This is a genomic window from Variovorax sp. YR566 (assembly GCF_051992195.1).
Lineage (GTDB): Bacteria > Pseudomonadota > Gammaproteobacteria > Burkholderiales > Burkholderiaceae_C > Variovorax.
Window position 1 is genome coordinate 6,944,466 of record NZ_CP197092.1, and the last position, 13,390, is coordinate 6,957,855.

Consider the following 13,390-nt stretch of genomic DNA (forward strand, 5'->3'; position numbering starts at 1 on the left):
GGCCGCGGGGCTGCTTCACAATCGATGTTTTGCCGTGGCGCCAGCTACGTGCACCCCCTTTTTGTTTTCTTCAAGGAGTTCTCTCATGGCTATCCAGACTGTCGGCATCATCGGTGCCGGAACGATGGGCAACGGCATCGCGCAAGCCTGCGCTGTGGCCGGCGTGAAGGTGGTGATGGTCGACATCGCCCAGGCGGCGGTCGACAAGGGCCTGGCCACCGTGTCGGGCAGCCTCGACCGCCTGATCAAGAAAGAAAAGCTCACCACCGAGCAGAAGACCGCCGCGCTGGCGCTCATCAAGGGCTCGACCAACTACGAAGACCTGAAGAGCGCGCAGCTGGTGATCGAGGCCGCCACCGAGAACCACGCGCTCAAGCTCAAGATCCTCAAGCAGGTCGACGACATGCTGGCGCCCGAGGTGATCATCGCGTCGAACACCTCGTCGATCTCGATCACGCAACTGGCGGCCGCCACCTCGCGCCCCGACCGCTTCATCGGCATGCACTTCTTCAACCCGGTGCCGATGATGGCGCTGGTGGAGCTGATCCGCGGCTACCTCACGAGCGACGCCACGCACGACGCGGTGAAGGCACTGGCCGAAACGCTCGGCAAGTCGCCGATCACGGTGAAGAACGCGCCGGGCTTCGTGGTCAACCGCATCCTGGTGCCGATGATCAACGAGGCCTTCTTCGTGCTGGCCGAGGGCATCGCCACGGCGGAAGACATCGACGCCGGCATGAAGCTGGGCTGCAACCAGCCCATCGGCCCGCTGGCGCTGGCCGACATGATCGGCCTGGACGTGTGCCTGGCCGTGATGGAGGTGTACCTGGAGCAGTTCGGCGATTCCAAGTACCGCCCCTGCCCGCTGCTGAAGGAAATGGTGGCAGCCGGCCAGCTCGGCCGCAAGACCGGCCGCGGCGTGTACACGTACTGAGCCGCGCAGCCATAACAACAACATGGAGACAAGACCGATGACTGCGACCCCCACCACCCCACCGGCAGAAGGCTGCATCGACACCCAGGTGCTCGACCACGTGCTGCTGATCGGCATCAACCGCCCCGCCAAGCGCAACGGCTGGACGCCGCCGATGTTCAAGCAGCTGGCCGAGGCCTACACCCGGCTCGACGACGACCCGAACCTGCGCGTGGGCGTGCTGCACGCCTTCGGCGACCACTTCACGGCGGGCCTCGACCTGCCGGCGGTCACCGAGTACATGAAGCGCGGCGAGAAGGCCATTCCGGCCGGCCTGGTGGAGCCGCACGACTTCGGCCTGCCCGACTACCGCCGCCGCACCAAGCCGATGGTGGTTGCGGTGAAGGGCATCTGCTTCACGGTGGGCATCGAGCTGATGCTGGGCGCCGACATCGTGGTGGCGGCCGACAACTGCCGCTTCTCGCAGATGGAAGTGCAGCGCGGCATCATGGCCACGGGCGGCGCCACGCTGCGCATGGCCGAGCGCGCGGGCGTGGGCAACGCGATGCTGCACCTGCTCACGGCGGACGAGTTCGACAGCGCCGAGGCCTATCGCCTCAACTTCGTGCAGAAGGTGGTGCCAGCCGGGCAAGAGCTCGATGCGGCGCTGGCCATTGCGCAGCGCATCGCAGCCCAGGCGCCGCTGGCGGTGGTGGCCACGCGGCTCAATGTGATCAAGGCGGTCGAGCAGGGGCCGCTGGCAGCGGTGTCGGAGTTCATCGAGACGCAGAAGCGCCTGTCGAACAGCGAGGACGCCGCCGAGGGCGTGCGCTCCTTCATCGAGCGCCGCCCGGCGCGGTTCAGCGGCCGTTGATCCCCTTCTTCATCCAGAACAACAACATGCCCCTCTTCATTCGCACGGCGCTTGCCGCCGCCTTCACCCTGCTCGCCGTGAACACAACCTCCGCCCAGACGCCCACGCCCCCCGCGCTGCCAGACCCCGCGGCCACCTCGGTCGATGCGCTGGGCTGGATGAAGGGCTTCCCGCCCGCGCCCGACAAGCTCATCACCTTCGACAACCCGACCGGTGGCGTGTTTCCGCGCACGCGCTGGAGCTTCTCGCACGTGCGCGAGACGGTGCCCACCGCCAACGTGTGGCGCGGCAGCGGCGCGGCCAGCCCGCTGCCGGCGGCAACGCCGCGCTTCGACATCGAGGCCGTCACGTTCAAGCCTCTTGGGAGTACAGGCAGTGAGCAAACGCTCAACTTCGCCCAGATGATCTCCGGCACCTACACCGACGGCATCCTGGTGCTGCACCGCGGCAAGGTGGTCTACGAGAAGTACTTCGGCGCCCTCACGCCCGAGCGCCCGCACATCGCGATGTCGGTCACCAAGTCCTTCGTGGGCACGCTGGCGGCCATCCTCGCTGACGAGGGCAAGCTGGACCCGGCCGCGCCGGTCACCAAGTACATCCCTGAGCTCAAGGACACCGCCTACGGCGACGCCACCGTGCGCCAGGTGATGGACATGACCGTGGGCGTGCACTACTCCGAGAACTACGCCGACCCCAAGGCCGAGATCTGGGACTACGCCCGTGCCGGCGGCATGCTCACCCAGGGCCAGAACTACACCGGCCCCAAGTCGTTCTACGAATTCCTGGTCACGCTGAAGAAGGAGGGCGAGCACGGCGAAGCCTTCGCCTACAAGACCGTCAACGCAGAAGTGCTGGCCTGGATCGTGCGCCGCGCCAGCAACCAGTCGCTGGCCGATCTGCTGAGCGAGAAGATCTGGCGCCGCATCGGCGCCGAGCAGGACGCCTACTTCATGGTCGACCGCATCGGCAGCGAGTCGGGCGGCGGTGGCCTCAACACCGTGCTGCGCGACCTCGCGCGCTTCGGCGAGACCATGCGCAACGGCGGCCGTGCACCCAACGGGCAGCAGGCCATTCCAAAGGCGGTGGTGGAAGACATCCAGCGCGGCGGCGACCAGGCGAAGTTCGTGAAGGCCGGCTATCCGCTGCTCAAGGGCTGGTCGTACCGCGACATGTGGTGGGTGTCGCACAACCCGCACGGTGCATACATGGCGCGCGGCATCCACGGCCAGAGCATCTATGTGGACCCGAAGGCCGAGATGGTGATCGTTCGCTATGCGGCGCACCCGGTGGCGGCCAACGGCGCGAACGATCCGCTGACGCTGCCCGCGTTCCAGGCGATGGCCGAGGCGCTGATGCGCCCCTGAGCCTCAGGCGGCAGCCCGCTCGCGGGCAATGACCAGGAGCCCGTCCATGATCAGGCTCTCGACCAGCTCGAAGTGCCCGTTCATGACGGGCGCCATCTTCCAGCCCGCACCGCCGGTCATGTAGCAGGCCGGCTCCATGCCGCAGTGCGAGCGCACGTGCTGCACCATGCGTTCGACCGCGCCGGCAATGGCGTAGGTGCCGCCGCTGGTGAGCGCATCGCTGGTGTTGGTGGGAAATTCGCGCACTTCGCCGGTGGGCACGTGCAGCCCCGCCGTGCCCGACTCCAGCGCGCGCAGCATGATGCCGTGGCCCGGCAGGATCAGGCCGCCGAGGAACTTGCCTTCGGTGTCGATCGCCTCGACGGTCACGGCCGTGCCGATCAGCACCACCACCATCGGCCGCGGCGGCTGCCCCGGTCTCTCGGCCAGCATGCGGTGGCGCGCGCCGATCATCGCCACGAAGCGGTCGGCGCCCAGGCGCGTGGGATGGTCGTAGCCGTTGACGATGCCGGCCTCGCCAGCGCTGGGCATCACCCAGCGGGGAGTGCAGTCGAAGCGCTCGACGATCTGTTCTTCGGCGCGCCGCCGCACCGCGTCGCCAGCCACCACGCAGCCCAGCATGGAGCCGGGCGAAGGCAGGTCGGCCCAGGGGCCGTCGGCCAGCCGTTCGATGTGGTCGAGGAATTCGGCGCCCTGCGCCTGCAACGCGGCGCCGGGGCGGGCCGAGTCGTAGAGCGCCCATTTGAGGCGGGTGTTGCCGATGTCGATGGCGAGGAAGGGGGATGACATGCGCGGGATTATTGCGACTTTGTGTCTATTCCTGCTGGCGCGTCGCTGACACACGCGGCATGGGCCTACGCCGGCCCTCGGTGTTCCGCCGCTACATTCGCCAATTCCATCCACCACCGCACAAGGAGAAAGCCATGGGATTGCTGAGTTTCATCAAGGAGGCGGGCGAGAAACTGTTCGGCGGATCGTCGGCGCAGGCCGCCACGCCCGACGCCAATGCTGCGGCAGCAGCAGCCATCAAGACCTACATCGAGACGCAGAACCTCGGCCTCACGGGCCTCGAGGTGACCTACACGGCCAGCAGCGGCGTGGTCACCCTCGCCGGCCAGGCGCCCTCGCAGGAAGCCAGCGAAAAAGCTTCGCTGGCCGCGGGCAACGTGGCGAACGTGACCAGCGTCGAGAACAACCTCGTCGCCCCGGCCGCGCCACCCGCGCAGTACCACGACGTGGTGAGGGGCGACACGCTGTCGGCCATCTCGAAGAAGTACTACGGCGATGCCAACAAATACAACGCGATCTTCGAGGCCAACAAGCCGATGCTGACGCACCCGGACAAGATCTATCCGGGGCAGAAGTTGCGCATTCCTGCGCTGAGCTGATCTTTCGTTCTTCGATCGGCAAAAGGCCTACCGATTTCGGTGGGCCTTTTTTGTTTCTTTCCGGGGTGCGTGCGAATGACACCGGGTACTCCCTTGTGCGAATGTCCCCCGTCGGCGTGAACGCGCCCTGAACAGGAATCCCTAGTTCTGCTTCCAAGGCAGCCCACGCTTGCGCCAGCCGCCAATCTGCCCACGATGCCCCTGCTCGTCCGGGTTCCCCTCGAAGCCTTCGAGGATGTTGTAGGCCTCAACACCCAGTTCCGTCGCGCGCTTGGCGGCGGAGATGGAGCGCACGCCGCTGCGGCACAGCAGCACCAGCTTCTTCTTGCCTTCGGCGGCGGCGCGGATGCCGTCGTCGAACGCGGCGTTCATCGCCATGCCCGGCCATTGCTTCCAGGCCAGAGGCACGGCGCCGGGCACGTAGCCGACCCATTCGCGTTCGGCGTCGGTGCGCACGTCGACCAGCACGGCCTCGCCGCTGGCCATCCACTGCGCGGCCTGCTCGGGCGTCACGTCGCCGGCATAGCCTTTTCCCCCAACTGGTTCAGTCATCTCTTTGCGTCCTTCAAATGAATAGGGTTACTTCCCAGGCAGCGGCCGTCTTTACGTTGCCCGATGCCCTCGCCGGATGGTGGAATTTTTCACCAGTTCGTGAAAACCCTGTTTGTCACGTTTTCCTGCGCGCCAAAGATGCGGCTTGGACCTGCCAAACATAACTCCAAGGGGCGGGCAGGGTTTCTTCGTCATCAGAACTTGTTTTGGAGAGAGACAACATGACAGACAGCAAATCACCCCGCCGCCGCAACCTCCTCAAGGGTGCAGCCGTGGCCGCAGGCGCCATGTCGGTGCCGATGGTCAGCGTGGCTCAGACCACATCCTTGCGCTTCCAGAGCACCTGGCCCGCCAAGGACATCTTCCACGAGTACGCCAACGACTTCGCCAAGAAGGTCAATGACATGGCTGGCGGGCGCCTCAAGATCGAAGTGCTGCCCTCGGGCGCCGTGGTGCCCGCCTTCCAGCTGCTGGAGGCGGTGAACAAGGGCACGCTCGACGGCGGCCATGGCGTGGTGGCCTACCACTACGGCAAGAACTCGGCGCTCGCGCTGTGGGGCTCGGGCCCGGGCTTCGGCATGGATGCCAACACCGTGCTGGCCTGGCACAACTACGGCGGCGGCAAGGCGCTGCTCGACGAGATCTACAAGAGCCTGAACATGGAAGTGGTGTCGTACCTCTACGGCCCGATGCCCACGCAGCCCCTGGGCTGGTTCAAGAAGCCGGTGGCCAAGGTCGAGGACATGAAGGGCCTGAAGTTCCGCACCGTCGGGTTGGCGGTCGACATGTTCACCGAGATGGGCACGGCGGTGAACCCGCTGCCCGGCGGCGAGATCGTGCCCGCGCTGGACCGCGGGCTGATCGACGCGGCCGAGTTCAACAACGCGTCGAGCGACCGCACGCTGGGCTTCCCCGACGTGGTGAAGAACTGCATGCTGCAGAGCTTCCACCAGTCGGGCGAGCAGTTCGAAGTGCTGTTCAACAAGGGCAAGTACAGCGCGCTGTCGCAGGAGCTGCGCTCGATCATCGACTACGCGGTGCAGGCCGCGAGCGCCGACATGAGCTGGAAGGCGGTGCAGCGCAACTCGCAGGACTATGCCGACATGAAGAAGGCCGGCATCAAGTTCTACAAGACGCCCGACGCGGTGCTGCGCGCGCAGCTCGCGGCCTGGGACAAGACTGTGGCGAAGAAGGCCGAGGAGAACCCGCTGTTCAAGAAGGTGCTGGAGTCGCAGCGCGTGTTCGCAGAGCGTGCGCTGCAGTGGCAGAACGACTACGGCGTCGATTTCAAGATGGCCTACAACCACTACTTCAGTAAAAAGAAGGCCTGAAGAATCTCTCGGTGACAGTTCGCGCCGGCCATACGGAACGCTCCGGATGGCTGGCTTTCCGATGCGTGCTTTGCTGTTTTCCCGTGCCTTCATGACCATCCAACGCTTCCTCCACACCGTCGACCGGTTCAGCATGGTCGTGGGCAAGACCTTCTCGTGGCTCATCGTGGCGCTGATGCTGCTGGTGTGCGGCGAGGTGTTCAAGCGCTATGCGCTCAACGCGCCCACCGCCTGGATCTTCGACGCCAACAACATGCTCTACGGCACGCTCTTCATGATGGGCGGCGCCTACACGCTCTCACAGGCCGGCCATGTGCGCGGCGACTTCTTCTACGGCAGCATGAAGCCGCGCACGCAGGCCGCGCTCGATCTCGTGCTGTTCGCGCTCTTCTTCCTGCCCGGCGTGGTGGCGCTCACATGGTCGGGCTGGACCTACTTCGGCGAATCGCTGGCAATGCATGAGCAGACCTTCAACGCCGACCCGATCCCGGTGTACCCGTTCAAGTTCGTGATCCCCGTGGCCGGCGCGGTGCTGCTGCTGCAGGGCATCGCGGAGATGGTGCGCTGCGCGCTGTGCCTGAAGACCGGCGTGTGGACGCCGCGCCTGAAGGACGCGGAAGAAATGGACGTGGTCGGCGAGCAGCTCGCCGGCAGCAGCTACGTCGATGAAGCCGACAAGCGCGAGGTGATCGACAAGGCCAAGGCCATCGAGCAGGCCGCGCAGCAGCGCAAGAGCGACACGACTGGAGGTGCGGCATGAGCGAACCCGCACTCGGCCTCCTGATGCTTGGGCTGATCGTGGTCGTGATCATGCTCGGCTTTCCCACGGCGTTCACGCTGATGGGGCTAGGCATGTTCTTCGGCTTCATCGCCTTCTACGACCCTGCCTCGCCCTGGCTCGACAACAAGGTCTTCGACCTGATGGTGCAGCGCGCCTTCGGCGCCATGACCAACGAGACGCTGCTCTCGATACCTCTGTTCGTGCTGATGGGCTACGTGATGGAGCGCGGCGCGCTGGTCGACAAGATGTTCCACAGCGTGCAGCTCGCATTCCGTCGCGTACCCGGCTCTCTCGCGGTGACCACGCTGATCGTCTGCACCTTCTGGGGCATCGCCAGCGGCCTGGTCGGCGCGGTGGTGGTGCTGATGGGCGTGATCGCGATGCGGCCGATGCTCAACGCGGGCTACGACACGCGGCTCGCGGCTGGCGTGATCACCGCGGGCGGCACGCTCGGCATTCTCATTCCGCCCTCGGTGATGATCATCGTGTATGCGGCAGTGGCCGGGCAGTCGGTGGTCAAGCTCTATGCGGCTGCCATGTTCCCCGGCTTCTTCCTCGCATTTCTCTACCTGCTCTACGTGATCGGCTGGGCCGTGCTGCAGCCGAAAGTGGCGCCCAAGCTGCCGCCCGACCAGCAGCGCGCGCCGGTCACGCCGTGGGTTGCGCACATTGCGGCGAGCTATTCGCCGCGCATGCTGCCGGCGCTGTTCGCGGCCGTGGTGTCGCCCGCGCGCGCCATGCGCGGTGCGGCGGAAGGCGTGCGCATCACCTGGTGGCTGCTGCTGCGCAGCCTGCTGAATGCGCTGGTGCCGCTGGCGCTCGCAGTTGCGACGCTGGGCTCGGTGTGGTGGTACGTGACTATTTACTCGCAGAAGGACAACAACGCACCGACGGTCGCGGAGCAACAGGCGACGCAGAAGGCCGAAGCCCCGGCCGCTGCTGCATCGCCCGAGGCCTCCGGTACCGGGCTCGCTGAACCACCCACGTCCGACGAGCCGAAAGAGTCCGCATCGGAAGGCGGCCTGCAGGAGCCTCCCGGCGGCGTCGAGGAACCACCCGGCAGCGAGGCCCCTTCAGCGCCGCCTGCTGCGGAAGGTGGCCTGCAACAACTAGGCGAAGCCGTCGATGCACCGAAGACCGCCGCAGTGCCCGAAGCCTTCTACACAGGCTTCCTGCTGGCCAGTCTCTTCACGCTCGCACTGCTCTCCTGGTACTACTGGCGCATGAACGCGGAGCAATTCGAGATCCTGCGCATGCTGGTGTCGTCGGTCATGCCGCTGGCCACGCTGACGCTGGTGGTGCTGGGCGTGATCTTGTTCGGCATCACCACCGCCACGGAGTCGGCCGCGGTCGGTGCGGCCGGCGCCTTTCTCATGGCATGGCAAGCCGGCACGCTCGACTTCAAGAAGACCAAGGAGGCCGTGTTCCTCACGCTCAAGACCACCTCGATGGTCTGCTGGCTGTTCGTGGGCTCGGCGCTGTTCTCGGCGGTGTTCGCGCTGCTGGGCGGCCAGCGCATCATCGAAGAGTGGGTGATGGGCATGAACCTCACACCGCTGCAGTTTCTGCTGCTGTCGCAGGCGATCATCTTCGTGCTGGGCTGGCCGCTGGAGTGGACCGAGATCATCGTGATCTTCGTGCCCATCTTCCTGCCGCTGCTCGCGCACTTCCAGATCGACCCGCTGCTGTTCGGCGTGCTGGTGTTCGTGAACCTGCAGGCGGCATTCCTCTCGCCGCCGGTGGCGATGTCGGCCTTCTACCTGAAAGGAGTGTCGCCACCGCACGTGACGATCAACCAGATCTTCGCGGGGATGATGCCGTACATGCTGATCGTGATCCTGTGCATGGTGTTCATGTACATCTGGCCGGGGTTGACGTTGTGGCTGCCGCAGTATCTGTACGGTTGAAGGCCGACGCCGGTGGGCGGCGACCAGAGCCTGCGCAACGCTGGCTCAGCGCCGCCGCTCCACATACGGCCGCGCCTGCAGCAGCACGATGCGATCGCCCACGGTGGCCCACTCGATGTCCTGATCGACCGCGTTGAACGTGCGCTTCACCGCAGCGCCCACGTTCGCCAGGCGCACCACCAGCTCATCCGTCAGCACGTTGCGTCCAGCTTCCACCGGCACTTCCTTCACGCCGCCTTCCTTGTCGAGCTGCAACGAGGTTTCCTCGGCCGATCGGCTCAGCACCTGGATGGCCTTCGACCAGCTCGAATACATCACCTGCTCCGCCACGCGCTGCCCCTCGACCACGCGGATGCCGATGCCGCGCTTGGCCGAGATGTAGGTGACGTGCGGATGCCCCGCGTCGAAGGGGTCGCGCGTGATCATCACGCCGGCGTTGGTCGAGTCGATGGCGGTCTGCACGAACACGCCCATCAGTACCGACTCTGCGCCGAAGCCCGCGGCGCTGCGGGCTTCCCAGGCTTCGGGGTTGAAGACCGAGGCCCAGACCTTCTTCACCGCAACTTCGAGCGCGTCGCCGGTCTTGACGTTGGGCACCGTGGTGTAGAGCCCCGCTCCGCTGAAGCCGGGCAGGTCTTCGGAGTTGGACGAGCTGCGCACGAACACGCCACTACCGCCCAGCTGCGACTGCCACGCGGCACGCCATGCCGCCGCGGTGGCGGCATCGACGGGCCATTGCACGATCTCGTCGCGCAACTGCGCCAGCGCCTTCTGGCGAATCTTCGGATCGCTCGCGAAGCCGGGCTGTCGCTGCATGCGCGCGATGCGCTCGGCCAGGCCGTTGGCGCGCATGAAGCGGTCGTAGTGCGCGAACGGAACGCAGAAGCCGTCGGGCACCGAGGTGCCCGGAATGTGCGCGGCCAGCATGGCGCCGAGGTTCGCGGCCTTGGTGCCGCACTGCGCGTTGTTGCGCGCACGCAGTGACGCCAGCGGCAGCAGGCGGGTTTCGCGCAGGTCGGGCTTGACGGCGCGCGCGCTGCCGGGCGTGGCGCCGGTGGACGCTGTGCGCACGGCGCGCGGTGGCAGCGCCGCGATCTCTTCAGGCGTGAGGCGGCGCACCTGGTAGCCCGAGGCAGCCACCTTCAACGCGACCCATTGGCCCGCGTGCGCCTTCAGCACCGTGGCGGCGTCGCGCACATAGGCGTTCGGAATGCCCCAGCCCTTGGCCAGCAGGTTGACGTGCGAGAGCGCAGTCGAGGGCCGTTCGGTCAGCACGCCCGCCACCGGCGGCAGGCTGATAGGCACCTGCCGCAGCACGGCGATGTCGTCGGGCAGCAGCGCGTTGATGCCGGATTCATCATCCACGATGCGCACGCGGCCGGTGGCGGTGCCCAGGTTCAGCGGCAGAAAAGGCTGCTCGCGGATCAGCGCCTCCTGGCTCACGGAGTCGATGCCGGCTTCCTTCGCCACGCGCTCGTGCAGCGTGGAGTTGGTCTTGAACTTCACCGGCGCGAAGAAGCTGGCCTTGACCTGCTCGTCGGCCTGCCGCAGCAGCGGCGCGGTGAGCCGGTCGCCTTCCCAGAACTCGTAGGTGAAGGTGCCGATGTTCTGCTGCCAGCTCAGCGTGCCGAACAGGAAGCGGCGGTCGGGCACGAGGTAGTTGCGGTCGATCTCGCGCTTGGCGGTGCTCGGCACCAGCCGGGTATCGCGAAGGAAGCGCACGTGCAGTTGGTAGCGCGGCGTGTCGATGTAGTACATGCGCGCCGGCCTAGACTGCCGGTCGATGGCGAACAGAACGTGCGCGAGCTGCATGGGCGTGCCGGCGTCATAGACGCGCGCCATCTGGTCGAAGTCGCCCTGGCTGCGCAGCACGGGCAGCGACGACGGCACTGAAGGGCGCGGCACGAGCTGCGCGGCCGGGCCTTCGGGCTGCGGCTGGTTCTGCTGCTGGTAGTAAGACGGCTTGCGCGCCAGCTGGGCAATGGCGGTCGCGGGAATGGCCGCAAGGGTTGCCGCAGCCACCAGGCACAGCGCAGTCACGCTATTGTTTCGGGAGCGCGCGACGCCCGTGGGGCATGCGTTTTTCTGGTTTTTCATGGGTATCCCTCCTTACAGCCGGTTGCCGATTGCACGCGCGCTTCACCAAGCAGTGGGCAGGCGGTGACAGCGGCAGCGGATTCTCGCGCGTTACAAACACAGCGCTTTCGCATCGTCCCGAGGATCAGAGAACAACGCCATGAGCCAACCCGCCCTTTCCATGCTTTCCGCCCCGCGCCGATGGCTGCTCGGCCTGGCGCTGCTGTGCGTCGGCCTCGCGGCCGGCGCGCAGCAAGACCCGCCGGGCCGCGTCGCCCGCCTCAACTTCCAGCAGGGCACGGTGAGCTTCGCGCCTGCCGGCGAAGACAGCTGGTACGACGCGCAGCCCAACCGCCCCATCACCACCGGTGACCGCCTCTGGACCGACCGCAACGCGCGGGCCGAGCTGTACATCGGCTCGGCGGCGCTGCGGCTCGACGGGCAGACGCATGTGGAGTTCTCCGAACTCGACGACGACACGGCGCGCATCACCTCGAACCAGGGCAACCTCCAGCTGCGCGTGCGCGACGATCTGGCGGGCCAGCGCGTCGAGGTCGACACCGGCAATCTCGCGGTGGTGATCGACGAGCCGGGCGAATACCGCATCGCATCCGATCCAGCCGCCGGCACCACCTGGGTGGCCGTGGCCTCGGGCCGCGTCACGCTCTACGGCGACAACGGCCAATCTCAATCGCTGGGCGCGCGGCAGCAGCTCACCGTGTCGGGCCGCGACCTTTCGGCCGTGGGCGGGGCGCCGCAGCAGACCGGCGGTTTTGAAGCCTGGGTGGCCGAGCGCAACCGCCTCGAAGACCAGTCGGTCTCCGCGCGCTATGTGTCGCGCGAGGTGGTCGGCTACCAGCAGCTCGACAACTACGGCGACTGGCAAAGCGACGCCACGTATGGCGACGTCTGGTTCCCGCGCAATGTCGATGCCGACTGGGCGCCGTACCGCGACGGCCAGTGGGTCAATGTCGCGCCTTGGGGGCTGACCTGGGTCGACGCCGCGCCGTGGGGCTTCGCGCCCTTCCACTACGGCCGTTGGGCGCGCGTGGGTCCGCGCTGGGGCTGGGTGCCGGGGCGTCCGAACGGGCGGCCGGTGTATTCGCCCGCGCTGGTGGGCTTCGTGGGTGGCGGTGCCAATGCTGGCGTGCAGATCGGCAACGGCCGCAACGGCGTGGGCTGGTTCCCGCTGGCCCCGGGCGAGCAATGGCGCCCTGGCTACCATGCGAGCCAGCGCTATGTGGACCAGGTGAACCGCATGGCCATCTACAACCGGCAGGCCCGCAACGACTTCTATGCCAACCAGCAGATGCCGGGCGCCGTGACCGTGCTGCCCGCCGACCGCTTCGGCCGCGGCAGCTTCGGGCGGCGTGACCTGGTGCGGCTGCCGGACGACCGCTTCTCGCGCGGGCCGGTGGCGCCCACGCCGGGCATCGCCATCAACGGCTTCGGCGGCGGCTTCGGCCGGCCCGCCGCGGTGATGCCGCCGGCGGCGGCGCTGATGGCGCGGCAGCAGCAGCAGGTCCAGTTCCAGCAGGCGCAACAGCAGCAGTTGATGCAGCAGCGCGCGGCGCAGGCCGCACAGATTCAACAACAGCAGCAACTGCAGCAACAACAGCAGATGGAATGGCAGCGCCAGCAGGGCGGGCGTCAGCAACAGGAATGGCGCCAACAGCAGGATTGGCGGGCGCAACAAGACTGGCGCCAGCGCGGCGAGCAGGAGCGCTGGCAACAGCAACAGCAGCAACAACAACTGCAGGTCCAGCAGCAACAGGCGCTGCGTCAACAGCAGGAAATGCAGCAGCGCGCCGCACAAGCCCAAGCCCAGCAGCAGCAACAGTTGCTTCAACAACAGCAAATGCAGCAGATGCAGCTCCAGCAACAGCGCGCGGCCCAGCAGCAGGCCTTGGCCCAGCAACAGATGCTCCGCCAGCAACAGGAAATGCAGTTGCGCGCCGCGCAGGCGCAGCAGCAGGTGCAGGCCCAACAGCAGGCCCAGCAGAACGCGATGCGCCAGGCGCAGGAGGCCCAGCTGCGCGCGCTCCAGCAGCAGCGCGGCATCGCACCCCAACCGCAGCCGCAAGGCCAGCGCAGCGACGATCCGCGCAAGCTCTGGACCTCGCCGGACTCGCGCTGAGAACGCCCCACCGCAAGCCCCGCTGAAAGCGCTGCCTTCGCCCCGCCGCTACAGTCGGCGGCCAAGG

11 protein-coding genes are annotated in these 13,390 nt (G+C 66.9%); 8 read left to right on the plus strand and 3 right to left on the minus strand.

Features of this window, described 5'->3' with window-relative positions:
- The first annotated feature begins 85 nt into the window (after positions 1–85).
- From ACTG4X_RS32615 to ACTG4X_RS32625, 3 genes are read left to right on the plus strand one after another with little or no spacing between them, the layout of a single operon-like run.
- Entirely contained in the window at positions 86–934 is an 849-nt protein-coding gene (locus ACTG4X_RS32615) for a 3-hydroxybutyryl-CoA dehydrogenase (RefSeq protein ID WP_097197769.1), read from the plus strand.
- 37 nt (positions 935–971) lie between these two features.
- A complete protein-coding gene (locus ACTG4X_RS32620) occupies positions 972–1,787 on the plus strand; it encodes a crotonase/enoyl-CoA hydratase family protein (protein ID WP_093208455.1) in 816 nt (271 codons plus the stop codon).
- A gap of 26 nt (positions 1,788–1,813) precedes the next feature.
- Complete coding sequence (locus ACTG4X_RS32625; protein WP_097200662.1) at positions 1,814–3,151, plus strand: serine hydrolase domain-containing protein; 1,338 nt, start codon at positions 1,814–1,816, stop codon at positions 3,149–3,151.
- Positions 3,152–3,154: 3 nt separating this feature from the next.
- On the opposite strand, the gene ACTG4X_RS32630 is transcribed toward ACTG4X_RS32625, so the two are convergent.
- Entirely contained in the window at positions 3,155–3,940 is a 786-nt protein-coding gene (locus ACTG4X_RS32630) for a type III pantothenate kinase (RefSeq protein WP_093081040.1), read from the minus strand.
- A 134-nt stretch (positions 3,941–4,074) separates the two neighbouring features.
- Between ACTG4X_RS32630 and lysM the strand changes: the two genes are divergently transcribed.
- On the plus strand, positions 4,075–4,539 hold the full coding sequence (gene lysM, locus ACTG4X_RS32635) for a peptidoglycan-binding protein LysM (RefSeq protein ID WP_093058701.1): 465 nt from the start codon (positions 4,075–4,077) through the stop codon (positions 4,537–4,539).
- A 141-nt stretch (positions 4,540–4,680) separates the two neighbouring features.
- Here the strand turns inward: lysM and ACTG4X_RS32640 are convergent, their stop codons facing one another.
- Positions 4,681–5,091: a rhodanese-like domain-containing protein gene (locus ACTG4X_RS32640; RefSeq protein WP_440532883.1), complete on the minus strand. Its 411-nt coding sequence runs from the start codon at positions 5,089–5,091 to the stop codon at positions 4,681–4,683.
- 221 nt (positions 5,092–5,312) lie between these two features.
- Between ACTG4X_RS32640 and ACTG4X_RS32645 the strand changes: the two genes are divergently transcribed.
- The 3 genes from ACTG4X_RS32645 (at position 5,313) to ACTG4X_RS32655 (ending at position 9,110) form a co-directional block, all read left to right on the plus strand.
- A complete protein-coding gene (locus tag ACTG4X_RS32645; RefSeq protein ID WP_093058699.1) occupies positions 5,313–6,422 on the plus strand; it encodes a TRAP transporter substrate-binding protein in 1,110 nt (369 codons plus the stop codon).
- A gap of 91 nt (positions 6,423–6,513) precedes the next feature.
- Positions 6,514–7,182 (plus strand): TRAP transporter small permease subunit, encoded by a 669-nt coding sequence (locus ACTG4X_RS32650; protein ID WP_093058735.1) that lies wholly within the window; start codon positions 6,514–6,516, stop codon positions 7,180–7,182.
- Positions 7,179–9,110 carry a TRAP transporter large permease gene (locus ACTG4X_RS32655; protein WP_097197767.1) on the plus strand — a complete coding sequence of 644 codons (1,932 nt, stop codon included), beginning with the start codon at positions 7,179–7,181 and terminating at the stop codon, positions 9,108–9,110. The genes ACTG4X_RS32650 and ACTG4X_RS32655 overlap by 4 nt, the downstream gene beginning before the upstream one ends.
- A gap of 45 nt (positions 9,111–9,155) precedes the next feature.
- Here the strand turns inward: ACTG4X_RS32655 and ACTG4X_RS32660 are convergent, their stop codons facing one another.
- Positions 9,156–11,207 (minus strand): PEP/pyruvate-binding domain-containing protein, encoded by a 2,052-nt coding sequence (locus ACTG4X_RS32660; protein WP_097197766.1) that lies wholly within the window; start codon positions 11,205–11,207, stop codon positions 9,156–9,158.
- Between the two features lie 139 nt (positions 11,208–11,346).
- On the opposite strand from ACTG4X_RS32660, the gene ACTG4X_RS32665 reads away from it, so the two are divergent.
- A complete protein-coding gene (locus ACTG4X_RS32665) occupies positions 11,347–13,323 on the plus strand; it encodes a DUF6600 domain-containing protein (RefSeq protein ID WP_440532884.1) in 1,977 nt (658 codons plus the stop codon).
- Positions 13,324–13,390: the final 67 nt, after the last annotated feature.

What these genes read in the sequence shown, in the direction of transcription:
- lysM (WP_093058701.1), top strand. Translation starts at nt 4,075, where the DNA reads ATGGGATTGCTGAGTTTCATCAAGGAGGCGGGCGAGAAACTGTTCGGC.
- ACTG4X_RS32615 (WP_097197769.1), top strand. Translation starts at nt 86, where the DNA reads ATGGCTATCCAGACTGTCGGCATCATCGGTGCCGGAACGATGGGCAAC.
- ACTG4X_RS32630 (WP_093081040.1), bottom strand. Translation starts at nt 3,940, where the DNA reads ATGTCATCCCCCTTCCTCGCCATCGACATCGGCAACACCCGCCTCAAA.
- ACTG4X_RS32660 (WP_097197766.1), bottom strand. Translation starts at nt 11,207, where the DNA reads ATGAAAAACCAGAAAAACGCATGCCCCACGGGCGTCGCGCGCTCCCGA.
- ACTG4X_RS32640 (WP_440532883.1), bottom strand. Translation starts at nt 5,091, where the DNA reads ATGACTGAACCAGTTGGGGGAAAAGGCTATGCCGGCGACGTGACGCCC.
- ACTG4X_RS32620 (WP_093208455.1), top strand. Translation starts at nt 972, where the DNA reads ATGACTGCGACCCCCACCACCCCACCGGCAGAAGGCTGCATCGACACC.
- ACTG4X_RS32645 (WP_093058699.1), top strand. Translation starts at nt 5,313, where the DNA reads ATGACAGACAGCAAATCACCCCGCCGCCGCAACCTCCTCAAGGGTGCA.
- ACTG4X_RS32650 (WP_093058735.1), top strand. Translation starts at nt 6,514, where the DNA reads ATGACCATCCAACGCTTCCTCCACACCGTCGACCGGTTCAGCATGGTC.
- ACTG4X_RS32655 (WP_097197767.1), top strand. Translation starts at nt 7,179, where the DNA reads ATGAGCGAACCCGCACTCGGCCTCCTGATGCTTGGGCTGATCGTGGTC.
- ACTG4X_RS32625 (WP_097200662.1), top strand. Translation starts at nt 1,814, where the DNA reads ATGCCCCTCTTCATTCGCACGGCGCTTGCCGCCGCCTTCACCCTGCTC.
- ACTG4X_RS32665 (WP_440532884.1), top strand. Translation starts at nt 11,347, where the DNA reads ATGAGCCAACCCGCCCTTTCCATGCTTTCCGCCCCGCGCCGATGGCTG.